General features: G+C 56.7%; 18 protein-coding genes, 1 tRNA gene, 2 rRNA genes and 1 pseudogene. 16 read left to right on the forward strand and 6 right to left on the reverse strand.

The genetic code is table 11. The annotated features are described in order from the left end of the window. The first annotated feature begins 492 nt into the window (after positions 1-492). The 4 genes from ACZ5FM_RS25330 to ACZ5FM_RS25345 all read left to right on the forward strand — a co-directional run bounded on the left by ACZ5FM_RS25330 (position 493) and on the right by ACZ5FM_RS25345 (position 4,535). Positions 493-3,293: ribosomal RNA gene (locus tag ACZ5FM_RS25330) — 23S ribosomal RNA — on the forward strand. Between the two features lie 95 nt (positions 3,294-3,388). Continuing rightward, positions 3,389-3,503: ribosomal RNA gene (gene rrf / locus ACZ5FM_RS25335) — 5S ribosomal RNA — on the forward strand. A gap of 464 nt (positions 3,504-3,967) precedes the next feature. Next, positions 3,968-4,044, forward strand: a tRNA-Met gene (locus tag ACZ5FM_RS25340). 269 nt (positions 4,045-4,313) lie between these two features. Further along, positions 4,314-4,535, forward strand: a complete 222-nt coding sequence (locus ACZ5FM_RS25345) for a hypothetical protein (RefSeq protein WP_464041177.1) — start codon at positions 4,314-4,316, stop codon at positions 4,533-4,535. 631 nt (positions 4,536-5,166) lie between these two features. On the opposite strand, the gene ACZ5FM_RS25350 is transcribed toward ACZ5FM_RS25345, so the two are convergent. Beyond that, positions 5,167-5,400 (reverse strand): hypothetical protein, encoded by a 234-nt coding sequence (locus tag ACZ5FM_RS25350; protein WP_464041178.1) that lies wholly within the window; start codon positions 5,398-5,400, stop codon positions 5,167-5,169. A 1,259-nt stretch (positions 5,401-6,659) separates the two neighbouring features. On the opposite strand from ACZ5FM_RS25350, the gene ACZ5FM_RS25355 reads away from it, so the two are divergent. Then, complete coding sequence (locus tag ACZ5FM_RS25355; protein WP_464041535.1) at positions 6,660-7,781, forward strand: DUF3363 domain-containing protein; 1,122 nt, start codon at positions 6,660-6,662, stop codon at positions 7,779-7,781. 76 nt (positions 7,782-7,857) lie between these two features. Here the strand turns inward: ACZ5FM_RS25355 and ACZ5FM_RS25360 are convergent, their stop codons facing one another. Then, a complete protein-coding gene (locus ACZ5FM_RS25360) occupies positions 7,858-8,691 on the reverse strand; it encodes an AraC family transcriptional regulator (protein WP_464041179.1) in 834 nt (277 codons plus the stop codon). Positions 8,692-8,741: 50 nt separating this feature from the next. Between ACZ5FM_RS25360 and ACZ5FM_RS25365 the strand changes: the two genes are divergently transcribed. The 3 genes from ACZ5FM_RS25365 to ACZ5FM_RS25375 are packed head-to-tail and all read left to right on the forward strand — an operon-like array spanning position 8,742 to position 11,954. After that, on the forward strand, positions 8,742-10,856 hold the full coding sequence (locus tag ACZ5FM_RS25365) for an FUSC family protein (protein WP_464041181.1): 2,115 nt from the start codon (positions 8,742-8,744) through the stop codon (positions 10,854-10,856). Then, the gene (locus ACZ5FM_RS25370; RefSeq protein ID WP_312950426.1) at positions 10,846-11,061 is read left to right on the forward strand and encodes a DUF1656 domain-containing protein; all 216 of its coding nucleotides are present in this window, start codon (positions 10,846-10,848) and stop codon (positions 11,059-11,061) included. The genes ACZ5FM_RS25365 and ACZ5FM_RS25370 overlap by 11 nt, the downstream gene beginning before the upstream one ends. Continuing rightward, positions 11,058-11,954: an efflux RND transporter periplasmic adaptor subunit gene (locus ACZ5FM_RS25375; protein WP_312950424.1), complete on the forward strand. Its 897-nt coding sequence runs from the start codon at positions 11,058-11,060 to the stop codon at positions 11,952-11,954. Before ACZ5FM_RS25370 ends, ACZ5FM_RS25375 begins: the two co-directional genes overlap by 4 nt. 131 nt (positions 11,955-12,085) lie before the next feature. On the opposite strand, the gene ACZ5FM_RS25380 is transcribed toward ACZ5FM_RS25375, so the two are convergent. Next, a complete protein-coding gene (locus tag ACZ5FM_RS25380; protein WP_464041182.1) occupies positions 12,086-12,670 on the reverse strand; it encodes a TetR/AcrR family transcriptional regulator in 585 nt (194 codons plus the stop codon). An 85-nt stretch (positions 12,671-12,755) separates the two neighbouring features. Here ACZ5FM_RS25380 and ACZ5FM_RS25385 point away from each other — a divergent pair, with 85 nt between their 5' ends. From ACZ5FM_RS25385 to ACZ5FM_RS25415, 7 genes and pseudogenes are all read left to right on the forward strand, one after another. Then, positions 12,756-14,051, forward strand: a complete 1,296-nt coding sequence (locus ACZ5FM_RS25385) for an FAD-dependent monooxygenase (protein ID WP_464041183.1) — start codon at positions 12,756-12,758, stop codon at positions 14,049-14,051. Positions 14,052-14,200: 149 nt separating this feature from the next. Beyond that, positions 14,201-14,995 carry a DUF3313 domain-containing protein gene (locus ACZ5FM_RS25390; RefSeq protein WP_312950516.1) on the forward strand — a complete coding sequence of 265 codons (795 nt, stop codon included), beginning with the start codon at positions 14,201-14,203 and terminating at the stop codon, positions 14,993-14,995. A 538-nt stretch (positions 14,996-15,533) separates the two neighbouring features. Beyond that, complete coding sequence (locus tag ACZ5FM_RS25395; RefSeq protein WP_464041184.1) at positions 15,534-16,376, forward strand: enoyl-CoA hydratase/isomerase family protein; 843 nt, start codon at positions 15,534-15,536, stop codon at positions 16,374-16,376. Positions 16,377-16,692: 316 nt separating this feature from the next. After that, positions 16,693-17,116, forward strand: a pseudogene (locus ACZ5FM_RS25400) (zincin-like metallopeptidase domain-containing protein); the annotation flags it as partial. 158 nt (positions 17,117-17,274) lie between these two features. Further along, positions 17,275-18,129, forward strand: a complete 855-nt coding sequence (locus ACZ5FM_RS25405; RefSeq protein ID WP_464041185.1) for a type IV toxin-antitoxin system AbiEi family antitoxin domain-containing protein — start codon at positions 17,275-17,277, stop codon at positions 18,127-18,129. Next, a complete protein-coding gene (locus tag ACZ5FM_RS25410) occupies positions 18,116-19,033 on the forward strand; it encodes a nucleotidyl transferase AbiEii/AbiGii toxin family protein (protein WP_464041187.1) in 918 nt (305 codons plus the stop codon). The genes ACZ5FM_RS25405 and ACZ5FM_RS25410 overlap by 14 nt, the downstream gene beginning before the upstream one ends. Positions 19,034-19,244: 211 nt before the next feature. Then, the gene (locus ACZ5FM_RS25415; protein ID WP_312950406.1) at positions 19,245-19,541 is read left to right on the forward strand and encodes a hypothetical protein; all 297 of its coding nucleotides are present in this window, start codon (positions 19,245-19,247) and stop codon (positions 19,539-19,541) included. Between the two features lie 24 nt (positions 19,542-19,565). On the opposite strand, the gene ACZ5FM_RS25420 is transcribed toward ACZ5FM_RS25415, so the two are convergent. Continuing rightward, positions 19,566-20,465 (reverse strand): LysR substrate-binding domain-containing protein, encoded by a 900-nt coding sequence (locus tag ACZ5FM_RS25420; protein WP_464041188.1) that lies wholly within the window; start codon positions 20,463-20,465, stop codon positions 19,566-19,568. A gap of 120 nt (positions 20,466-20,585) precedes the next feature. Between ACZ5FM_RS25420 and ACZ5FM_RS25425 the strand changes: the two genes are divergently transcribed. Beyond that, the gene (locus ACZ5FM_RS25425) at positions 20,586-21,452 is read left to right on the forward strand and encodes an aldo/keto reductase family oxidoreductase (protein WP_464041189.1); all 867 of its coding nucleotides are present in this window, start codon (positions 20,586-20,588) and stop codon (positions 21,450-21,452) included. Between the two features lie 170 nt (positions 21,453-21,622). On the opposite strand, the gene folD is transcribed toward ACZ5FM_RS25425, so the two are convergent. Continuing rightward, positions 21,623-22,558, reverse strand: a complete 936-nt coding sequence (folD, locus tag ACZ5FM_RS25430; protein ID WP_312950398.1) for a bifunctional methylenetetrahydrofolate dehydrogenase/methenyltetrahydrofolate cyclohydrolase FolD — start codon at positions 22,556-22,558, stop codon at positions 21,623-21,625. After that, positions 22,558-23,307 (reverse strand): amino acid ABC transporter ATP-binding protein, encoded by a 750-nt coding sequence (locus ACZ5FM_RS25435; protein ID WP_305852560.1) that lies wholly within the window; start codon positions 23,305-23,307, stop codon positions 22,558-22,560. Before ACZ5FM_RS25435 ends, folD begins: the two co-directional genes overlap by 1 nt. Between the last annotated feature and the right edge of the window lie 3 nt (positions 23,308-23,310).

Consider the following 23,310-nt stretch of genomic DNA (forward strand, 5'->3'; position numbering starts at 1 on the left):
GCTGTGTGCGGCTTGAGTGGTCGGTTTTTTTGTTATCCTTTGAAGAAATAAAAGTTTGCATCGCTCTGATGAAGAGAAGATGCCTGTTCTGTCTACATTGTGAAGAGAAGATATGTCTGGAAGCTTCCAGGTGTTTTGAGCCCATTGGGTTTGAGACGTCCGAGCCCAGTCCTTGTGAACCCATTTGATGGCTTAGTCGGCCGGGCGTGGTGGAGGGATTGGAGGTAGGAAGGAAAGCTTGTCCTAGGCATTTTTGTTGTTTGAACTTTGGTTCATCTGATGGAAATGCTGGATTGGTGTTGCCTGACCGCGCATCACCGGATGATATCTCGAGAAGCTGGTCTTAATGATACGACCTCGAAGTGCACCGGCGTGCCTTCATATGAGGATTGTATCGAACACGTCGATGGCATCAAAGAATGATCTGGTTGTAAAAGGTAACCGGGTCTTGCCTCCTTTGGAGGCTATGTGATGGGCATAGACAATGAGAACGAACAAGTGTTTTAAGGGCATTTGGTGGATGCCTTGGCATGCACAGGCGAAGAAGGACGTGATACGCTGCGATAAGCCGTGGGGAGCTGCGAATAAGCTTTGATCCATGGATCTCCGAATGGGGCAACCCACCTTAAATACTTGGAGAATCCAAGCTGTTCTTATGAACGGTTTGGGTTTCCAAGTATTGATATAAGGTATCTTACCTTCGAATACATAGGGGTAAGAAGCGAACGCAGGGAACTGAAACATCTAAGTACCTGCAGGAAAGGACATCAACCGAGACTCCGTAAGTAGTGGCGAGCGAACGCGGACCAGGCCAGTGGCAATGATGAATAAAGTGGAACGATCTGGAAAGTTCGGCCGTAGCGGGTGATAGCCCCGTACACGTAGAACAATCATTGTCCTTGAGTAAGGCGGGGCACGTGAAATCCTGTCTGAACATGGGGAGACCACTCTCCAAGCCTAAGTACTCGTGCATGACCGATAGCGAACAAGTACCGTGAGGGAAAGGTGAAAAGCACCCCGACGAGGGGAGTGAAATAGAACCTGAAACCGGATGCCTACAAACAGTCGGAGCCCGCAAGGGTGACGGCGTACCTTTTGTATAATGGGTCAACGACTTAGTGTAACTAGCAAGCTTAAGCCGGTAGGTGTAGGCGCAGCGAAAGCGAGTCTGAATAGGGCGATTTAGTTAGTTGCATTAGACCCGAAACCGAGTGATCTAGCCATGAGCAGGCTGAAGGTTGGGTAACACCAACTGGAGGGCCGAACCCATATCTGTTGCAATAGATTGGGATGACTTGTGGCTAGGGGTGAAAGGCCAATCAAACTCGGAAATAGCTGGTTCTCCGCGAAATCTATTTAGGTAGAGCGTCGACCGAATACCCTCGGGGGTAGAGCACTGGATGGGCTATGGGGACTCACCGTCTTACTGATCCTAACCAAACTCCGAATACCGAGGAGTACTAGTCGGCAGACACACGGCGGGTGCTAACGTCCGTCGTGAAGAGGGCAACAACCCTGACCTCCAGCTAAGGTCCCCAAGTCATGGCTAAGTGGGAAAGGATGTGAGGATCCCAAAACAACCAGGATGTTGGCTTAGAAGCAGCCATCATTTAAAGAAAGCGTAACAGCTCACTGGTCTAAATAAGGGTCTTTGCGCCGAAAATGTAACGGGGCTAAAGCCATGCACCGAAGCTGAGGATACGATCTTATGATCGTGTGGTAGCGGAGCGTTCCGTAAGTCTGTGAAGGCGGACCCGTGAGGGCTGCTGGAGATATCGGAAGTGCGAATGTTGACATGAGTAACGATAAAGGGAGTGAGAGACTCCCTCGCCGAAAGACCAAGGGTTCCTGCTTAAAGTTAATCTGAGCAGGGTTAGCCGGCCCCTAAGACGAGGCGGACACGCGTAGTCGATGGGAACCACGTTAATATTCGTGGGCCTGGTGGTAGTGACGGATCTCGTGTGTTGTACACCCTTATTGGATTGGTTGTGCAGCGAAGAGGTTCCAGGAAATAGCTCCACCGTATAGACCGTACCCGAAACCGACACAGGTGGTCAGGTAGAGTATACCAAGGCGCTTGAGAGAACTATGTTGAAGGAACTCGGCAAATTGCACGCGTAACTTCGGAAGAAGCGTGACCCCATTGTACGCAAGTATAGTGGGGTGGCACAGACCAGGGGGTAGCGACTGTTTATCAAAAACACAGGGCTCTGCGAAGTAGCAATACGACGTATAGGGTCTGACGCCTGCCCGGTGCTGGAAGGTTAAAGGGAGGGGTGCAAGCTCTGAACTGAAGCCCCAGTAAACGGCGGCCGTAACTATAACGGTCCTAAGGTAGCGAAATTCCTTGTCGGGTAAGTTCCGACCTGCACGAATGGCGTAACGACTTCCCCGCTGTCTCCAACATAGACTCAGTGAAATTGAATTCCCCGTGAAGATGCGGGGTTCCTGCGGTCAGACGGAAAGACCCCGTGCACCTTTACTATAGCTTTACACTGGCATTCGCCAAGGCATGTGTAGGATAGGTGGTAGGCTTTGAAGCAGGGACGCCAGTTCTTGTGGAGCCATCCTTGAAATACCACCCTTATCTTCGTGGATGTCTAACCGCGGTCCGTTATCCGGATCCGGGACAGTGTATGGTGGGTAGTTTGACTGGGGCGGTCGCCTCCGAAAGAGTAACGGAGGCGCGCGATGGTTAGCTCAGACCGGTCGGAAATCGGTCGTCGAGTGCAATGGCATAAGCTAGCCTGACTGCGAGACTGACAAGTCGAGCAGAGACGAAAGTCGGTCATAGTGATCCGGTGGTCCCGTGTGGAAGGGCCATCGCTCAACGGATAAAAGGTACGCCGGGGATAACAGGCTGATGACCCCCAAGAGTCCATATCGACGGGGTTGTTTGGCACCTCGATGTCGACTCATCGCATCCTGGGGCTGGAGCAGGTCCCAAGGGTATGGCTGTTCGCCATTTAAAGCGGTACGTGAGTTGGGTTCAGAACGTCGTGAGACAGTTCGGTCCCTATCTGCCGTGGGTGTAGGAATATTGACAGGATCTGTCCCTAGTACGAGAGGACCGGGATGGACGTATCTCTGGTGGATCTGTTGTCCTGCCAAGGGCATAGCAGAGTAGCTATATACGGAATGGATAACCGCTGAAGGCATCTAAGCGGGAAACCAACCTGAAAACGAGTATTCCCTATCAGAGCCGTGGAAGACGACCACGTTGATAGGACGGGTGTGGAAGTACAGTAATGTATGAAGCTTACCGTTACTAATAGCTCGATCGACTTCTTCGTTCTCATTGTTCATGTCCATCAAGACGTGTTAAATTAAAGTGAGCTTCAAGCTCTCCAGCTTCTCGAAAACAACGTAAGTTGTTGCGTTTTGCCGACCTGGTGGTTATTGCGGGGCGGCTGCACCCGTTCCCATTCCGAACACGGCCGTGAAACGCCCCAGCGCCAATGGTACTTCGTCTTAAGACGCGGGAGAGTAGGTCGCTGCCAGGTCTGCTAAACGCAACTCAAAGCTTACAAAACATCTTCTCATCACAAAAAGGGCCTCGATGCCCAACACGAGGCCGCTATCAAAGCGGCCTTTTGCGTTTAAGGCCAATTCTTGGACTAATGCCGTCCCGCCATTCCGAAAAGCTAACTCTTTGAGGGCTGATAGATCGGGAAAAGTGGCAAGTTCAGGAAACGCGAGACAAATTGCAACGCAATTTGCTCGGCAAAGATCCGTCAATCGCTAGAGCGATCGACGTCGTCGCGACAAATCCTCTGGATTTGCGCTGGTTCGGACAAACTGCCATGCAGTTTGCCTAGGGGTATTTTGCCTTTGGCAAAAACCTGGAAATACGGACAAACTGTTTTACAGTTTGCCTAGGGGATGCAAACACATCGTGTTTGCTCTGTCGCGACAAGTTCTGCGAACTTGCGCAGTCGGTATTTTGCCTTTGGCAAAAACCTGGTAACGCGGGGTGGAGCAGCCCGGTAGCTCGTCAGGCTCATAACCTGAAGGCCGCAGGTTCAAATCCTGCCCCCGCAACCACTGATAACGACAAACCCGTAGCATCCGCTGCGGGGTTTGTTATTTTTGCAGTCTTTCCAATAGCTTGCTGCTCTGTCCAGTTCAGGATCGTGTCCAGTTCGCCGTGCAGAGTTGCGTAAATCTCGCGGCGTTCCGGCCCCGGTGTCAGCAAAATCTTCTCGATCAGGCCGCGCAATGTCTCCGCTGCTTCCTGTCGCTCTTCCTTGCGATTGAGCGCCTTGGTCAGGGCCGAAACCTTCTTCGCGTAGATCGCCGAGGCGCTCGGCAGAATGTCCGGTGTGTCCTCCGGCGCGTCGGCCAGCAAGGTGTTCAGTTGGGTCTTGCGTGCCTCCAGCGTGTCCATCTCAGCCTTCATGCTCTCATGGAACATGCCAGCCTTGATCGCCTCGATGATGCCGCGGATCTGCTTCTCGATCTTTACCAGTTCTGCTTTCCAAGCACCGCCGCTGGAGCGGCGTTCCCGGTTCAGCCGGTTCGTTTCCTCCGCTTAGGCGCGCATAGCCTCCTCAACGATCCCAGGCCCCATCATCCGGTCCTTCAGGCCGGAGAGCACGCGGGCTTCCAGATCCCCACGCGGGATCGTGCGGCCGTTTGAACACGCGCCCTTGCTGATGTGGTTCGAGCAGGCGAACCGATCAGCGCCGCGAAGCGAGTACGCGTGCCAAAAACGGCTCCTTGCCGTCCAATCTCAAGCGCTATCTAGGCTTGGAAAAACCGGCCGCGCGGCGCAATTTGATGGAAGATTGTGGAGCGCTCGCACAAGCTCTCCAACCGAAGAATTTTCCGCTTGGCGCATGGCCGGCCAATGGCCGCCATCCGCTTGTGCTACTCCAGCAATGCGCCGTCAATCTTGCGCACCGCGACTTGAAAACTGCCGGTATTTTGGCGGTGAACGGGCCGCCGGGCACGGGTAAGACCACCTTGTTACGCGACATCATCGCATCGACCGTATCTGCGCGAGATGTGGGATCGCTACGGCAATGTCGCGGCGATGCTCGCTGCCTACAATGCCGGTCCCGGCCGCTATGACGATCATCGCTCGACGGGCCGCCCGCTGCCCGCCGAGACCCGCGCCTATGTCGCTGCGCTCCTGCCGCTGATCGGCGGGGCCGCGCCCACCGATCAGCCGGAGAAACGCGCCGAGCCGCCGCCCGATTGGCCCGAGGCTCCGCTGTTCATCCGGCGCGCGGTCGAGCATGTCAGGCGGGCAATCCGTCGCGCAGTCCGGCGAACGGTCGGGCGAGCAAAAGAGCGACGGTCGCGCTGCCGTTCCGGTGCGCGATCCTGTCGATGCGGAGCCGCAGCGCGGCTCGATGTTCGTCGCCCGCGCGAACGGCGCGGGAATGCGATGAGCATCGCAGCCCCGCGTTCTCGCGTGCTTGATCCGGTGTGCAGTCAGGTCGGGGGTCGCCTGGCTGCATATCTGGATCGAAGGGCAGAAAGGGAAGAAAGGACGGAGGGCAAGATAAAGGAAACCGGCACCCTGACGGGCCGGTTTCTGGGCAAGCCCCTGTCTGCACACTGTTTTGGGACGCGGCGCACGGCACCCTGCTTTTGGGCCTCGCGTGCCGCTATATGGCGCAAAGCCTTGGCTTTGCTGGGTTTTGATCGGCACTATAGCCGAATATCTGCCGTTTGCGTGCCTAAACGGCATGGGATGCGCCCATGAGCGCCGACGACGAGAACCGCTTTCGTCCCAGGCCAGGTCGGATCAAATCCGACTTACCGAACGCGGGCAAGGCGAAGAGCTTTCTGACGCAGGCGAAGAAGCTGGCGCGTCAGCACAGCAACAGCCCCGGCAGATCATCATCATTCGCATCCCGGACGTCCTCGTCGCCGTCATCTGGTTCAGCCGGAAAGAGCGGGAAGGCATCGCGCGCGGGCAAAGGTCCGGGCGTCAAGCGTGGCCGTGGCTCGGCCTTTGTCCGCGCCCGAACCCTGTCAGGCGGCTGGCGCCACAGTGCGGCCGGAGTGCGCCGCGTCGTCGTCAAAACCCGGTACGTTCAGAGCGCGGGGAAGAACGGCAAAGGGGTGCCCATCTGCGCTATATCCAGCGCGATGGAACTTCGCGTGATGGCGAACGTGGCCAGCTCTATTCCGCCACCGACGATCGCGCTGATGGAGATGCCTTCCTTGATCGCGGCAAGGATGATCGCCATCAGTTCCGCTTTATCGTTTCGCCCGAAGATGTCGCAGATCTTTCCGACCTCACCGAACACACCCGCGATCTGATGACCCGCATCGAGGCTGACCTTGGCACGAAACTCGATTGGGTGGCGGTCAATCACCACAATACCGGCCATCCTCATGTCCATGTCATTATTCGGGGGAAGGACGATCTGGGCGAGAACCTGGTCATCAATGGCGACTATCTCGCCAATGGTATTCGTGAGCGGGCGAGCGAACTGACCACGCTGGAACTCGGCCCCGTGACCGAGATCGAGCAGAGCCGCAAGCTGTCTGCCGAAATGGATCAGGACCGCTTTACGCGCATCGACCGCACCATGACCGAGGAGGCCGACGAACGGTTCCTCGACCTGCGCCATGAACCGGCAGATGCACGCCGCCAATTCAACCGCACGCTTCGCCTGCGCCGTCTTGCCAAGCTGGAAAAGATGGGGCTGGCCACGGAACATGCACCCGGCGTCTGGGAGCTTGGCGTGAAAATGGAACCGGCGCTGCGTGAACTCGGTGAGCGCGGCGACATCATTCGCAACATACACAAGGCGCTCAAGGCCGATGGGCAGGAACGTGACCCGATGACCTTCCAGCTTCACGATGCGGTACCCGCGGCACCCATCACCGGTCGCGTCGTGGACAAATATCTCACCGACGAGATGGGCGAGAACCTGACGATCGTGGTGGACGGCATCGACGGGCGAACACACCATTTTCCCGGCATTGATCCAGCCCGCGTCGAGGACGCCCGGATCGGCAGCATCGTGGAAGTCAGCCCAGCCGATACGGCGCAGCGTCCCTCTGATCGGACCATCGCTGCGATCTCGGAGAATGGAATCTACCGACCGAGCCGGCACCTCGAACAGGCGAAGTTCGAGGGACGTGTGCCTGGCGGAGATTACGAGGGCTATGTCGATGCCCATGTCCGGCGACTGGAGGTGCTGCGCCGCGCCGGGATCGCTGAACGGATCGACGCTGACCGGTGGCGCATCCCCGATGACTTCGAGAGCCGCGCCACCGCCTATGATGCCGGTCGCAACCGGCAGGCCAGCATCCGTGTGCTCTCGACCTTCGATCTGGAAAAGCAGATCGGCGCCGATGGTGCCACCTGGCTGGACCGGAGGCTGGTGACGCCGGATGCTTCGGATATTACCTCGGCAGGGTTTGGTCAGCAGGTGCGCGAGGCTGTGGACCAGCGGCGCGAGCATCATATCGCACAGGGCGATGCCGCGCGGCAGCAGAATGGACGCATCCTCTATCGTCGTAACTTGCTTGCCAATCTGCGGGAACGGGAAGTGGCCGGCGTCGGTGCGGAAATGGGGGGGAGCAAGGGGTTGCCGTTCCGCTCGGCTGCCGATGGAGAAACTGTCAGTGGTAAGTTCACCGGGACCGTGCAGCTATCCAGCGGCAAGTTCGCCGTTGTCGAAAAATCCCATGAGTTCACCCTTGTCCCATGGCGGGCGGTTATCGACCGCCAACTTGGCCGACAGGTTGCCGGAATTGTGCAGGGCGGATCAGTGTCGTGGCAGCTTGGGCGGCACCGGGGCTTGGGATTGTAGGAGCTTCTGTTCAATCGCTTGCAAAACGTTTGCGTCACTTTTTTTGTGCCGCACCAGCCGGTGACAGGCGCATGACTTAAGCAGATTTAGCAGTCGGTGGATTTCGGGTAGCAAAATACTGCGCCGGCGTGCTGCCGAGAGCCTTCTTGAACATCGTGATGAACGAATTCACGGAATCGTATCCCAGTGTCGCCGCAACATTCTGAACGCTCTCACCACTTGCGAGTTCACGAAGTGCGACAACCAGATGGAGTTGCTGTCTCCAACGTCCAAACGTCAGTCCTGTCTCCCGTATCAGCAGCCGAGCTAATGATCTGTCGCTCATCGCGACCCGGTTCGCCCAATCGCTCAGCGTGCTGCGATCGGAAGGCTCGATTGTTAGAGCGTCTGCCATCGCTCGGATTTTCGGATGGCTGGAAATTGGCAGATTGAACCGCTCATGCGGCATCTGCGCGAGTTCGTCGAGGATCACCCGCGCGATGCGGGCGGCATGGCTGTCGACGTGATAGTCCGCACCCTCGCGAGCAAACCGATCGACCATTTCGCGGATCATTGGGGAAACTGCCAGCGTGCAACTGTTTTCAGGCAGTTTGGCAGACCCCGGTTCGACGAACAGATAGTTAAGCCGGGCATTGGCGGTTGCGCGTGCACTATGGGGCACGCCGCCCGGAATCCACACACCGCAATTGGGCGGCACGATCCAGATTTCGTTGCCCGCAGTGCAGGTAACAGCTCCGTGCAGAGCGAGGATCAACTGACCCTTGCGATGAACGTGCAGAGGCACTTCCGCCTCGTAATCGGCGAAATCTAGCTTGTGGGCGACCGCAGGCAGAGAGGTGAGGTCAGGATCGAAAACGGAAACGACAGATCGTACCACAGACATGAGAATGGCCAGTTTTAGGTATTTCATGTCATAATAGCCAATTTATGTGATGTTGCAAATCGATCATAACTAGCGGCATGAACACCGTGCCATCCGTAAACACCCCCTCAAGCAAGACTGTTGCAGCCATTTTTGAAGCTGGAACGAGCTTCCTGCGCGCATCCTCCCTGAAGGCGGATGCGGACGCGATCCTGTTTTCGGCGAAGAGTTTCGCCGCGGCTATGCTGGCCTATTACATTTCGCTGCGGATCGGGCTTCCCAAGCCGTTCTGGGCCATCGTAACTGTCTACATCGTCTCACAGACGTCTGCCGGGGCGTCCTTTAGCCGTGGTGTCTATCGCTTCGCCGGGACGCTGGTCGGCGCCATAGCAACGGTCGCGATCGTTCCGAACTTCGTGAACGATCCGATGGTGTGCAGCGTCGTGCTTGCGGCCTGGATCGGACTGTGCCTGTTTTTCTCGCTGCTTGATCGCACACCGCGCGCTTATGCCTTTGTTCTTGCCGGCTATACCGCAAGCCTGATCGGGTTCCCGAATGTGCTTGATCCAGGCGCGATTTTCGAGACGGCGTCGGTGCGCGTTCAGGAAATCTTGATTGGAATTTTGTGTGCCGTCCTGATCCATCGCTACATTCTCCCGAAACGCATGACCGGCCAGTTCACCGGCAAGCTGTCGGCCACGCTGCGGCACGCTCGTCGGCTGGCAGGCGATGCACTGCGTGGAACGCCGGGAGAAAACCGCCGCGACCGCCATCAACTCGCAGGGGACCTATTGGCAATCCAGGGGCTTGCCACGCATCTGCCCTATGATCCGGCGCCCACACCGTCACGGCAGATACTGCAACTTATCCATGACCGGCTTGCCCGCTTGCTGTGGCTCGCAGCTGAGATCGAAGACCGGATTGAGGTCCTTCGCTTAGGCGACAGCGATGCGCGCGGTGAGCTGATCGCCTTGGTCGGTGACGTCGGTGTCTGGGCCGCAAGCGCCGAAACGGAAGACCGGGAGGCTGCCGCAGCCCAACTCATCGCGCACGCACGATCAGTCCAGAAGCGTTTTGGCGCCGAGGCTGCGATACCCGGCGACAGGCTTGCAGCCAACCTCGCTGGTCACCTCGCCGAGATGGTCGGTCTGCTACAGGACTGCGACAGGCTCGGGCGGACCATTGCGGCGACCGGGCGATTACGCGACGCTAGGTCGCTTCATGGACCGAAGCGAGCGAAAGGCTATGTCTATCATCGCGATCCCTGGATGGCGGGGCGAACCGCGCTCGGCGCGATCGTCGGCATCGTCATCGGCTGCGCCTTCTGGATCTGGTCGGCCTGGCCGGAGGGAGGAATGGCCGTCTCCATTCTCGGCGTTTGCTGCACGCTGTTCGCCAATTTTGATGCGCCTGTGCCTTTTGTCATCAAATACTTCGTCGGCTCCATCTACGGGGTGGTAATCAGCCTTATCTACAGCTTCTTCATCTTGCCCCAGGTCACGGACTTTCGGGTTCTGGTCGCGGTGCTTGCGCCAGCGTTCCTGTTCGCGGGCTCTCTCCAAGCACGCCTGCCGACGACCTTCATGGCGCTTGGCATCACGCTGACCATTCCGATCCTCTCGGCCCTAGGTCCCTATTACACCGGAGACTTCGCCACCTCACTCAACAGTGTGATCGCGCTGTTCGCGGCGGTAGGCTTCGGCGCCGTAAGTATGTCCCTGTTTCAGACCTTGCCGGTCGATGGAGCGATCAACCGCTTGCTTCGATTGAGTCGCCGGGACGTTGGCCGACGCGCGTTCGGCGCTGCACCCGACGAAGCGCGCTGGGCAAGCCTGATGGTTGATCGGACAGCCTTGCTGCTGCCAAGGTTGCGGCTGACCGGCAAAGCCTATCCAGATGTGCTCGACGATACACTGAACCATCTTCGCATCGGGCATGTCGCCGGACAGCTTCGCAAGACAATTCCGCAGATCAAGGGCGAGGCCGGCGTTGAACTGAACGAGCTTCTATTCGTCATCGCCGCACGCTTCAGTGGCCGGAGGCCGTCAACGCCTGCCGACCTCATCGACCTCGATAAGCGGATAGAGACCCTGATCGAGAAGACGGCCGGCGGCGTGCTCAAGAACCGCCTGCAGATTGTCGATCTGCTCATCGACATGCGGTTCGTGCTTGGCTCTCAGGCAGACAGGAGGATCACGACCGATGATCGTTGATCTCAATATCGGAGGCGTCATGATCCCCGGCCTTGTAGTTATCGCGTTCGTCGCTCTGGTCGCCACCATTTCAGTGCTCCGCCTGTTTACCGCCTCGGGTCTCAATCGCCGGTTCGCTTATCGGCCGCTGGTCGAACTCGCCACCTTTGTCATCATCTACGGTCTGCTCGTGCAGTACCTGCCATCGATCGGACTCCTGCCTTGAAACCTGTCCTATCCATGCTTGGGCGCTATGCCCTGACCCTTTGCCTCGTTGCCGTCTCCGCCTTTATCGCGCTGAAGGCGTGGAACCACTACGAGCGGACACCCTGGACCCGCGACGCACGCGTTGGCGTCGATGTCGTACAGATCGCGCCGGAAGTCTCCGGCACGGTCAACGCTGTTTCCGTGGTTGATAACCAATATGTCCGTCGGGGTGACATCCTTTACGAAATCGACCCCGAGCGGCTCAGGTTGGCAGTGGCGCTGGCTGAGGCTGAGGTCGAAGCCAGGCGCCAGGATGTGATCGTTCGTCAGGCAACGGCGCGGCGGCACAGCCAACTCAAGGACGTCGTTTCCCAAGAGGTGGCTCAGCAATCGAGCGGTGCTGCTGCGGTCGCCGGCGCTGCCTATCAGTCAGCGGTTGCGGCGCTGGATCTGGCCAAGCTTAACCTTGCCCGCTCGACGGTCCGTGCGCCGGTCGACGGTTATGTCACCAATTTGAGGCTTCGGCCAGGCGACTATGCGACGGCGGGTGTGACGAAGGTCGCCGTCCTCGACGCCGCCAGCTTCTGGATCACAGGTTATTTCGAGGAGACGAAGATCCGCCAGATCCGCGTTGGCGACCAGACTCACATCATGCTGATGGGTTTTGATCAGCCAGTCACTGGTTATGTCGAAAGCCTCGGTCGGGGAATCGAGAACAGCAACGATGCGCCCGGCCATCTCGGCCTGCCCAATGTGGCTGCAACCTTTTCCTGGGTGCGGCTTGCCCAGCGCATCCCGGTACGCATCAAGATTGATCGGGCGCCGTCCGGTGTGGAACTAGCGGCGGGTATGACGGCAACGGTTGAGATATTAGCCTCAGATGCTGAGGCAGGAACGAGAGAGCGGCCATGATGGCCATATCACTCGGACGTGCCCTGTATATTGTCGAACTTCATGGGAGCGATAAACGACGTTCACGCGATATGCCGATACGGCGTTTCACAGCTACGACGCGCCCCAGGCGAACGTTCCAGAAGTTAGCATTATTTCGAGCTTCGGAGAACTAGGGGCAAGAACACCTCGTCTATGATTTCTTCGATGCTTTTGTCAGAGAGAGGTTTGAGAGTCATTAGCATGTCATGACGCGCTAGCTCGATTGGTAACGAGGCAATTCGGCGGGTAATGCGTGCGGGGTCAATTTCACCACGATTTGCTCCACGCTCCAGGATCTCGGCAACCAGTCCATGTTCACCGATCCTGCTAGGAACATCGGCAAAACTCAGGTTGTCCTTCAACAGGTCCTCACGCATATCAACGAGAATCCGCATCAAATGAGGTTGAGCTCGGTCTGAAAGCCGCTTCAGTAGCAGTACCATCTCGCTGCGGACGCTGCCCTGATCCGCAATCGAAATTGGGTTGAGGGCGACGTAGCGAGCTAAGGCCGCCATTACCAAGTCGTTTAAGCTTTTCCACCGACGATGGATCACTGGTCTGCTAGTGCCGGCTCGGCTTGCAACCGAATCCAACGTCAATCCACCATAGCCTTTCGCCGATAGCTCATCCCAGACAGCCTGAAGAATGGCTTCGTCCAACTCAGGGCCACGTCGTCTTTGCGCCTTTGTATCCATTACGACCTCAAAATAAGATGCGAGCCGCATCTTGACTCTTGCGAGATAGGATGCGACGTGTATCTTATATGCAGGAGCATGAGATATGTCAAAAGTTGATAGTTTTGCCGCCAACCGGCCCAAAGTTCTGATCGTCGGCGCCAGTATTGCTGGACCGACAGCCGCCTTCTGGCTTGTCCGCGCCGGCTTCGATGTGACTATCGTGGAGCAGGCGCAAGAGTTGCGCCGGGGCGGAAACGGTGTGGATATAAGGTCCGAAGCTCTCGCCGTTGTCGAGAGAATGGGCCTCACATCTGCCGTTCGCGCCAAGGTGCTGAGAATCGAGGGCATGCGCTTCGTCGATCACCGCGATCGAGAACGCGCGAGAATGCCACTTGAGGCGATGGAACGGATGGTGGGTTCCGAAGATCTGGAGATCAAGCGCGGGGATCTGGCGGAACTGCTCTTCGATGCGACCAAGAATGACGTAAATTACGTATTTGGCGAAACGATCAAAACGCTCCAGCACGATGAAGGCGGGGTAGATGTCACTTTCGCAAAAGGGCCTCCTAGACGATTCGATCTCGTTATCGGCGCGGATGGGCTACATTCGAGCGTTCGTCGCTCCGTGTTCGGAGCAGAAGAAGAGTTTTTAAAATTCAAGCAACACTACTTCGCTTTCTTAAACGTCGATCTTCCGATGGGTGAGCACGGCTGGGTGACGTTTTACAACGAGCCTGGAAAATCCGCGTCAATCTTCCGTGCCGAGCCTGGACTTGGACAGATCAACTTCATGTTCCGCAGCGATACTCAGCTCAACTACGATTACCGCGACGTCGAGAAGCAGCGCGCGTTGCTTCGCCAAGCCTTTACGGGTCTCGGCTGGCATGTACCTGCCTTGCTTGAGAAGACTGACAGCGCTCCTAATTTCTACTTTGATGCGCTCGCTCAAGTGCAGATGCCATCCTGGTCGTCGGGGCGGGTGGTGCTCGTCGGCGATGCCGCATATTGCGCTTCACCTGCGTCAGGTGCAGGCGCGCTTCTTGCATTAACCGGCGCTTACCGGCTAGCAGGAGAACTGGCTACTCATGGTATTTCTTCCGCGGCCTTATCTGGCTACGAAGCTGCCCAGCGCCCGTTGGTCGCGCAAAAGCAGAAGCAGCTATTTACGGGGCTATCTACGCCTCGCACCCGCTTGGGTATTATCACTCGCAACTGGCTACTGTCGCCACCGCTCCATGCGCTGATCTCAAGGATGCAGGGCAAGGACACGCCAGCCGATATCCACGAATACCGTTTTCCAACCGCCGTCTCGCGGCAACCGGAGGGTACGACTGGACTTGCGACAGAGAGGTTGCCTTCTGGCCCGACTGAGCGCGCGGGCAGGGGTTCCGAACGTTGACAGGACTATATACTGCGAGGCGCGAAACCGCGCATACAATTGCGATAACGTCCGGATCGGGCAGGCAGCGTTTCACCACGGACCACGCGTCGCGTCTTGGTGGAGCAACGGTGTCGCCGTGCCGTACTCGGCTTTTTTTTCTCTTGGCTATGCCGTTGCTTACAGCATGTACCTCCGTGCCTCTGAAAGAGGGCGGCACGCTAAGCTCGTACAGTCGTCTCAGTCCTGAGAAAGGCACCCTGTCTAAGCGGCGCACATATGTTGACAGCGTAGCTCTGTCACGATTGAGGACAGCTACGATCATTCCTGCGAGCTTCACCCATGATGCCGCCTCGCGGGTAGGATCCCTAGATGATCGCAGAATGGTTGCGAACATCCTCGATCGCGCGCTCTGTATATCACTCAGCGATAGGTTTGAGATGGTTCCCTACGCGCAGGTCGCCGACATGACCGTTCGTGCTGTCGTCACAGATCTCGTGCCAACGGACAAGGTCGCAGCGGGAGCTTCGGCGGCATTAACTCTCGGGACCGGATTTGCACTTCCGATAGCAGCTCCACGCCTGCCAATCGGGCTCGGCGGCATTGCCGTTGAAGCAGAAGCGGTCGACCACTCAGGCAATCAGGTTGCAGCGACAGTCTGGGCACGCGGAGCCAACTCGATTTCAAACACGCCGCGAGTATCCCAGGTCGGGGATGCTTACACGTTAGCAGCCACCTTTGGGAACGAGTTCTCGAAACTCATAGTCGACGGTCAGGATCGAAATGGCTCCGGTCTCTCACTGCCTTCAGCACATCGCGTCCAGTCTTGGTTCGGCGGCACACCCAAGCACGCCGCGTGCGAGACCTTTGGGCGTTCTCCAGGTCTGGTTGGCTTGATCGCCAGTCGGTTTGGAGCGCCACCAAAATGGACGGAGAACCAACCCCAACCAAGTGCATCAAAGTAGTGGATGTGCTGAAGGAGTTTAATGAATACGCCATGCCGCCGTCACGAAACAACAGAGATCGAGCACATGTTGGCGCATAAGACTTTAAAATGGCGATTAGACTGCGGATACAACTCAATGCATCGCTTTCTCATTCGGTTCGTAGTGAGCGGTTTGGTGGGCATGTGCTCGCAAGTAGCGCTGGCAAACTCGCCGTCACCTGCCGTCAAAGAGGCGTGCGGCGCGGAGATACGCTCGCTTTGCGTTCGACCATGGCGGCTATCGCCTGACAGCATCAACCAATGTGCCCGTCAAAATCGAGAGAAACTTTCTCCAGCATGCCAGATTTTTTGGGATACGGCCCAGATGTGCCAGGCTGAGATGAAGAATATCTGTGGCGGGCTAAATCCGCTCACAATCAAAAGCTGCCTACGGGATTCCATCCAGAAGTTCTCCAAAACGTGTCAGGACACGTTGGATTTGTGAGGTCTGAACAGCGGCATATTCCCAAATTTACTTACCTTGAATTCTTCATCTAATCAAAGAGAGGACACTAGATATGTCGGAACACAAAAGCTTCCTAGACTCCAGCCATTGCAGTTCATTTGAACAATACAAATCGTCGTACGAGAAGTTTATCGCTCTAACCAGGGAGAATGGCGTCATTGAGTGCCGGTTTCATCACGAGGGAGGACCCGCGGTTCATAGCTGGGAAGCTCATCATGCTTGGCGCGAAGCCTGGATCGATATCGGTCGAGATCGCAAAAACGAAGTTCTTATCGTGACGGGGACCGGGGATCGCTGGCAAATCGGTAATCCCGAGGTGTGGACGACGCCATTTCGCGAATGGGATCGCGAAGAGCAACTGGCACTATTTCACGACTCAAGGCGTCTGATCGAAAACATGGTATTCAACATCGATGTACCTACGATCGGTATAATCAACGGTCCTGGTACCCATTGCGAACTCCCGACGCTTTGCGACATTACGCTTTGTGCAGAAGACGCTGACTTCTTTGATCCACATTTCCTTGGCGGTACGCCTCCGGGTGATGGAATGGCGCTGATCCTTCAGCGGACTATAGGCGTTAAGCGAGCGGCCTACTACGCCTACACTGGCCAGTGCATCGACGGGCGCACCGCTGTGGAACTTGGGTTGGCAAATGAGTGCTTGCCACGTGAAGAGTTGCTGCCCCGGGCTCGGGAGATCGCCGGAATGATGATGGAACGGTCTAAGATGACCCGTCATCTAACGCACGCAATCCTATCCAGGCCCTGGAAGCAAGCAGTGGTACAGGACATGGGCTTTCACCTGATGCATCAATCGTATGAGATGACGACCGATCGTGAAGGCGCATTCGCACGCCTCATGAAGAACGCCCACCGTTTCCGAGATCGTTGATCGTTCGACATCGCTCATATTGAGGCCGAAAGCTGCATCGATCTCGTTCAGTGGGTAGATCCTCGTGTAAAAAGCGGCTGCTCGTTGCTGCGAATCTTATCGAAGAGGTAGTTTTGCGTCGTAGTAAAGGTCGGGCTGCAAGGGGACGCTTTCCAGGTGGACGTCGCCCGCTCGGTAAACCAATCGCAATTCGGTCTCATATCGTTGCTCTCTGATGACGTAGTGTAAATTCGCCCTATTGTTTTGGAGCACGAAACCCTTCCGCGAAGATTGGAATCTTGAAGCGATATTCGCCGGGTTTCGGGATTTCCAGGATGCCGATATTCGTCATGGCGGAAATCAGGCCTATTACAGTGGCGCGAGCGACGATGTGCAGATGCCCTCTTTCGAGAGCTTTCACGCGCCCGAGGCGTATTATGCCACGCTGGCGCATGAACTGACCCACTGGACAAAACACAAGAACCGCCTTGACCGGGAGCTTGGTCGAAAAAATTGGGGATGATGAAGGCTTTGCCCGCGAGGAACTGGTCGCCGAGCATGGCGCAGCATTTCTGTGCGCCGATCTGGAATTGAAGCCGGAGCCTCGTGCGGACCATGCGGCTTATATTCAGGGCTGGCGCAAAGTGCTGAAGGAAGACAAGCGCGCAATCTTCAGCGCCGCCGCCAATGCGCAGTGCGCAGCCGATTTCCTGCACGGTCTGCAGAGCGTTGCGAACACCAAGGAAGGGGCCGCCGCGTGAGCGGCGGTTCCCCTTGTTCCTGCGGGAAATGTCGCGCCCGCCAGAGGCGGGCGCTGGATATAAAAGGTTTGAAGATGATCGAAGATGATCAACTCTGTTGAGTATTCTGTGGTATTGTCAAACTTGAAATGGTTTGAGAAACTGGTAATATACTCAGCATGGCTGAGCAATCTGCATCACTGTTAAACCGTCTGGAGAAAGACCTCCCCGAAGGGCTGGTCGTGGATGCCGCGTGGCTGGAAGATCACGGCATCGCCAGCAATCTGCGCGCCTACTACGTCAAGGCCGGCTGGCTGGAACAGCCGGTGCGCAGCGTCTACAAAAGGCCGCGCGGCACGCTGAGCTGGCAGCAAGTCGTCATATCTCTTCAGACACTGCTCTTGCGAACCCCGCTCTACGTCGGCGGTCGCACCGCGCTGGAGCTGCAGGGCTTCGCGCATTATCTTTCGCATGAGACCAAGACTGTCCATCTCTACGGGCCGGACAAGCCGCCCGCATGGCTGGAAAAGCTGAACCTTCCCCAGCGCTTTGTCTATCACAACAGCGCGACCCTCTTCCGGAATGATCCGATCACGCAGGGGCTTGGCAGTCTCGCCTGGAATATCGCGGACGGAACAGACCACGATCTCGCCCGCTTTCAGGGCGGCAGTCTGACCGCGCTTGCATGGGGGCAATGGGATTGGCCATTGACACTTTCCCAGCCCGAGCGCGCCTATCTCGAAATGCTCGATGAATTGCCGCGCCATGAGAGTTTCCATCAGGCCGACATGATTATGCAAAGTGCGGCAAATTTCAGCCCGAGGCGGCTGCAAAAGCTGCTGGTCGATTGTGACAGCGTTAAGGTGAAACGCCTGTTCTTCCTCTTCGCGGATCGTCACCGCCATGCGTGGCTCAAGCGTCTGGACAAGGATGCTATCGATCTGGGCAAAGGCAAACGCATGCTTGTCCCTGGTGGCAGGCTTGATCCGGTCTATCTGATAACCGTGCCGGAGGAACTTGATGCCGTTTCGTGACCAGTACCAGGACCAGGTTCGGCTGCTCATGCGTCTTCTTCCCATCGTGGCGCGTGAAGCCTGTTTTGCGCTGAAAGGCGGAACGGCGATCAACCTCTTTGTGCGCAACCTGCCGCGCCTCTCCGTCGATATCGATCTGATGTATCTGCCAGTAAATGGAAGGCCTGAGGCTCTGGCGGACATCGACGCCGCCATGAAGCGCATCAAGGCGGCAGCTCTGGCGGAGCTGCCCGGCGCGCGCGTCACCGAAAACATCCACGATGGTGCGATCCTTCGCCTTCTCGTGATTGCGAAGGGGACGCAGGTCAAGATCGAAGTCTCTCCCGTATTGCGCGGTGTGGTTCACGAGCCTTTTACGATCCCCGTCACCGAAGCGGTCGAAGAGGCGTTCGGCTATGCGGAAACCAGCGTCGTTTCCTTCGAAGACCTTTTTGCGGGCAAGCTGGTGGCAGCGCTGGATCGGCAGCACCCGCGTGACCTTTTCGATGTGCAAGGCCTGCTTACCCAGGAAGGGCTGACCGACGACCTGCGCGAAGCGTTCATCGTCTATTTGCTCAGTCACAACCGCCCTATGGGTGAAGTGCTTTCGGGCCGCGTCAAGGACCTCGCAAACGAATACAGCAATGGCTTCGAAGGCATGACCGAGGCCACTGTCGCAATCGATGAACTGGTCCAAACCCAGCATGAAATGATCGAGGTGTTGATTGGCGCAATGCCGGATCACCACCGGGAATTTCTGATCGGCTTCGAGCGCGGAGAACCGGACTGGTCCCTGCTGAAGATTGGTCACGTGGCAGAGCTTCCCGCCATCCGCTGGCGGCAACGCAATCTCGACAAACTCAAGCCGGACCAACGTTCGGCCCTGGTCGAATTGCTGCGAAATTCCCTTGGACGGCGCGCATAGAAACTCCCGCTCCCTCGGCTTTGAACACCGGAAAGCAGCGATATTGGGAGCGTAAACGGGGGTAGGGGGAAGGACCGCAAGATAAAGCGACCCGGGGTTCGCCCGAGCTCCGCTCGTAAGTGATTGTCTGCACATTGTTTTCCAACCGGAAAACGAGAAAGCGTCGCGATCCGCGATGTGTGGTGAATTTTAGATCCGACTGATTTTCCCGGTGCGCCGTGAGGATACCCTGCTGTGTCTGATCGGCGGTTACACCGTGCATCGGCTGGCTTTTCTGGGGCGTCTGCAAAAGTATCTGGAGACATTCCTGTTGAGCCTTTCGGTATTTCTGCTCATGGTGCCTTCAGTCTCCGAGACCCTGCGTCGAGTGCCAGACGGACACCCGATTGCGGCTGATCCGGATTCGATCATTTTGAAAGTCGCTCTTGGAACTGTGGCCGCAACCTTTGTCGTTGGGCTCATCACACAGTTCGTTTATCTGGCGCGATACGCCAACAAACCGCGCTGAAGAAACAATTCCGTTTGCGAGATGTCATCGCGGCATTGCCTTGATGAAATCAATAAAGGCACGCAGTGGAGATGGAACAAGACGGCGGCCCGGATAGTAGAGAAACGGGCCAGAAAAGCTCAGCCACCAGTCTTCCATGATTGGTAAAAGCGTCTTGTCCGCGAAGTGTGGTCTCAGCCAGTCCTCAAACATATACATGATGCCAAGGCCAGCTTTCGCCGCTTCAATGCCAAGATCGGTGGCGCCACCGGACTGCACGATCAGATTGCCACTGGGCTCGATTATCAACTCCTTTCCATCGCGCTCAAATTCCCAGGCGGGTATGGCGCGGCCCGAAAAGCGCCCCCGGATGCAATCATGCGACAGAAGTTCGTGCGGGGTTTGGGGTGTGCCGCGTGCTGCAAGATAGGAGGGGGATGCTGCGAGGGCATAACGCTGCACACGCGGGCCGATCGGCACGGCAATCATGTCCTGTTCCAGCCGCTCATCGTAGCGGATTCCGGCGTCATAACCGCCTTCAATGATGTCAACGAAGCTCTCCTCCGTGACGATCTCCAGCCTGATGTCCGGATAGGTGGCCAGAAAAGCCGGCACAACGCGCGGTAGAACGAGCCTGGCAGCACTGGCGGGGACATTAAGCTTCAACGAACCAGCCGGGCGGTCTCCGTGGCTGGTTGCCTGGTCAAGTGCAGATGTGATTTCGGAAAAGGCAGGCCCCAAACGTTCCATCAGCGTGCGTCCAGCCTCAGTTGGCAACACGCTGCGTGTTGTGCGGTTGAGCAACCGCACCCCGAGATCAGCTTCAAGCCGCTTGACGGCATCGCTTAGGGAGGATGAACTCGTTCCACTAACACGCGATGCCTCACGAAAGCCTTTCGCACGTGCGACCAGTAGGAAAGCCTCGATATCGGCCATTTCTCGCATCCGGCTCTCCTGTTTCTGACTGCAGATTGTCCGGGCAAGCGGACAGCATGTCCGGATTCTAGCGGATTGTGACCTCTATGTCAGGCGCTTACTTTGGAACTCGAAACAGGAGACAAAGCCATGACTTCAATTGGAAAATCCGGTACCTTTATCCTCGGTGGGCGCTCAGTAAACCGGCTCGGTTACGGGGCAATGCAGCTTGCGGGCAAGGGTGTGTTCGGTCCGCCGCGCGATCATGCGGAAGCCATTGCCGTTTTGCGTGAGGCGATCGAAAGCGGTGTCAACCATATTGACACTAGCGACTTTTACGGACCGCACATCACCAACCAGATCATTCGTGAAGCGCTACATCCCTATAGCGATGACCTTGTGATCGTCACGAAGATCGGTGCAACGCGCGGCGCGGACGCTTCATGGAACCCGGCCTTTTCGCGGGAAGATCTGACGCAGGCGGTGCATGAAAACCTTCGCAATCTCGGTCTAGACGTTCTGGATGTGGTTAATCTGCGCGCCATGTTCGATGTCCATGGCCCTGCGGAAGGCTCTCTTGATGAACCGCTCGAAGTGTTGGCAGATCTGAAACGACAGGGGTTGATCCGAAATATTGGCTTGTCCAATGTCACCGCAAAACAGATCGATGACGGAAAAAAGATCACCGACATTGTCTGCGTACAGAACCAGTACAATCTTGCCCACCGTGGCGACGATGCGTTGATTGAAAAGCTTGGCGCAGAAGGAATTGCCTATGTGCCGTTCTTCCCGCTCGGTGGCTTTTCGCCACTGCAATCTGCAGCCTTGTCGGATGTTGCGTCTCGGCTTGGCGCGACACCATTGCAAGTGGCTCTCGCCTGGCTTCTCCATCGCTCCCCGAACATTCTGTTGATCCCCGGCACATCCTCGCGAGTTCATTTGAGGGAGAATCTCGCTGTAGAGAACATCGAGCTTCCTGGCGATGCTCTCGCCGAACTGGAAAAAATGGCTGCCTGAAACGGGCGTCCAACAAGACCGGGCAGCATAGGACAAACGGCATAAGCCATATTTATGCTGCCTGGTTCGGAACCGAACATTGCGGTAACAGAACTTTACCTTAGGAGCTGGGCTACCCTCGAAGCAATCGCGTTCTCAGTTGCATCAAAACGTAATCCGAAACGCTCAAATCAGCTGGCTTTTTTTAACTCCTGAATTACGCCGATGCCATTGACCAATTCAAGGCCAGAATTGGCAGGCTCAGGCACACCCTTCGAACGGCAAAATGCCGTCAGTGTGTTTAACAACAGGCAGGCAATGGTCATTGGGCCAACGCCGCCCGGGACCGGCGTGATCGCACCCGCGACTTCCGATGCGGAAGCAAAATCAGCATCACCAACAAGGGTTGGTTTGCCATTGCGTTCAATGCGGTTGATGCCAACATCGATCACCGTCGCGCCGGGTTTGATCCAGGCACCCGGGATCATCTCTGGTTTGCCGACGGCCACCACCAGAATATCGGCGCGTCGGCAATGTTCCTCCAGATTTTCACTGTAACGATGGGCAATGGTGACTGTGCAATCATCGGCCAGAAGCAGTTGCGCCATCGGTTTTCCAACAATGTTCGAGCGGCCAACCACCAGTGCGTTTTTTCCTGTCAACGAACCGAACTGCTCGCGCAGCAGCATCATGCAGCCCAAGGGAGTGCAGGGCAGCATGGCCGGCTGGCCGGTTCCCAGCAAGCCGACATTGGACACATTGAAACCATCGACATCCTTGCGCGGATCAATCGCGTTGATCACGCGCTCGGCAGTGATATGCGCGGGCAGTGGCAATTGAACGAGAATGCCATGGACGTCTTCATTTGCGTTCAGATCCGCGATCAGATCCAGCAGCTCTGCTTCCGATATGGCGGTATCAAGTGTGTGCTTGAACGATGCCATGCCGACTTCAATCGTTTGGCGCGCCTTGTTGCGCACGTAGACCTCGGAGGCTGGATCCTGTCCCACCAATATGGTTGCCAAACCCGGCACAACACCGTGCTCGGTTTTGATAATCGCAACCTGCTGGCCTATAAATTCACGCAGCCGCTGCGCGAACAGTTTCCCATCAATGATCCTCGACATTACAGCACCTTGGACAGGAATTCTTTGGTGCGTGGATCGCTGGCCTTGGTGAAAAAATCGGCCGGCGGTGCATGTTCGACAATCACGCCCTTGTCGGTGAAGTAGACATGGTCTGCTGCCTCGCGGGCAAAGCCCATTTCGTGGGTGACAAGGATACATGTCATGCCGTCTTCTGCGACTTTTCGAACGGCCGAGAGCACTTCCTTGACCATTTCCGGATCAAGCGCCGCCGTCACTTCATCGAAGAGGATGACCTCTGGCTCCATACAAAGTGCGCGGGCGATTGCCACACGTTGCTGCTGGCCTCCAGACAGTTCGCCGGGGTAGGCCGCCGCCTTGTCGGGCAGGCGCATTTCGGACAATAGCCTGCGAGCCCGTTCTTCCACCTGCTTGCGCGGCTGCTTGAGCACCTGGATTGGTGCCATGGCAACATTTTCCAGAACGGTTTTATGCGGAAACAGATTGTATTGCTGAAATACCATGCCAACGCGATGACGCAACTTGACCTGATCGAGCTTCGGGTCACTGACATTGATGTCGCCAACCTGGATGGTGCCTTCATTGATCGGTGTCAGCCCGTTGATGGTACGCAGGATCGTCGACTTTCCGGAACCAGAAGGGCCGATGATCGCCACAACTTCGCCTTTGCGAATATCCATGTCTATGCCACGAAGTACCTCAAACGTGCCGAAGGACTTGCGGACGCCACGAAGAGAAATCAATGGCTTCGCATTTGAATTAATAGTCATGTC

This window comes from Agrobacterium sp. 5Ca50 (assembly GCF_055381905.1).

Coding starts and splice junctions, on each gene's coding strand:
- ACZ5FM_RS25405 (WP_464041185.1), top strand. CDS start 17,275: ATGGCTGAGCAATCTGCATCACTGTTAAACCGTCTGGAGAAAGACCTC.
- ACZ5FM_RS25380 (WP_464041182.1), bottom strand. CDS start 12,670: ATGGATACAAAGGCGCAAAGACGACGTGGCCCTGAGTTGGACGAAGCC.
- ACZ5FM_RS25420 (WP_464041188.1), bottom strand. CDS start 20,465: ATGCGAGAAATGGCCGATATCGAGGCTTTCCTACTGGTCGCACGTGCG.
- ACZ5FM_RS25395 (WP_464041184.1), top strand. CDS start 15,534: ATGTCGGAACACAAAAGCTTCCTAGACTCCAGCCATTGCAGTTCATTT.
- ACZ5FM_RS25435 (WP_305852560.1), bottom strand. CDS start 23,307: ATGACTATTAATTCAAATGCGAAGCCATTGATTTCTCTTCGTGGCGTC.
- ACZ5FM_RS25390 (WP_312950516.1), top strand. CDS start 14,201: ATGCCGTTGCTTACAGCATGTACCTCCGTGCCTCTGAAAGAGGGCGGC.
- ACZ5FM_RS25410 (WP_464041187.1), top strand. CDS start 18,116: ATGCCGTTTCGTGACCAGTACCAGGACCAGGTTCGGCTGCTCATGCGT.
- folD (WP_312950398.1), bottom strand. CDS start 22,558: ATGTCGAGGATCATTGATGGGAAACTGTTCGCGCAGCGGCTGCGTGAA.
- ACZ5FM_RS25345 (WP_464041177.1), top strand. CDS start 4,314: ATGTCCGGTGTGTCCTCCGGCGCGTCGGCCAGCAAGGTGTTCAGTTGG.
- ACZ5FM_RS25365 (WP_464041181.1), top strand. CDS start 8,742: ATGAACACCGTGCCATCCGTAAACACCCCCTCAAGCAAGACTGTTGCA.
- ACZ5FM_RS25355 (WP_464041535.1), top strand. CDS start 6,660: ATGGGGCTGGCCACGGAACATGCACCCGGCGTCTGGGAGCTTGGCGTG.
- ACZ5FM_RS25360 (WP_464041179.1), bottom strand. CDS start 8,691: ATGAAATACCTAAAACTGGCCATTCTCATGTCTGTGGTACGATCTGTC.
- ACZ5FM_RS25425 (WP_464041189.1), top strand. CDS start 20,586: ATGACTTCAATTGGAAAATCCGGTACCTTTATCCTCGGTGGGCGCTCA.
- ACZ5FM_RS25350 (WP_464041178.1), bottom strand. CDS start 5,400: ATGCTCATCGCATTCCCGCGCCGTTCGCGCGGGCGACGAACATCGAGC.
- ACZ5FM_RS25370 (WP_312950426.1), top strand. CDS start 10,846: ATGATCGTTGATCTCAATATCGGAGGCGTCATGATCCCCGGCCTTGTA.
- ACZ5FM_RS25385 (WP_464041183.1), top strand. CDS start 12,756: ATGTCAAAAGTTGATAGTTTTGCCGCCAACCGGCCCAAAGTTCTGATC.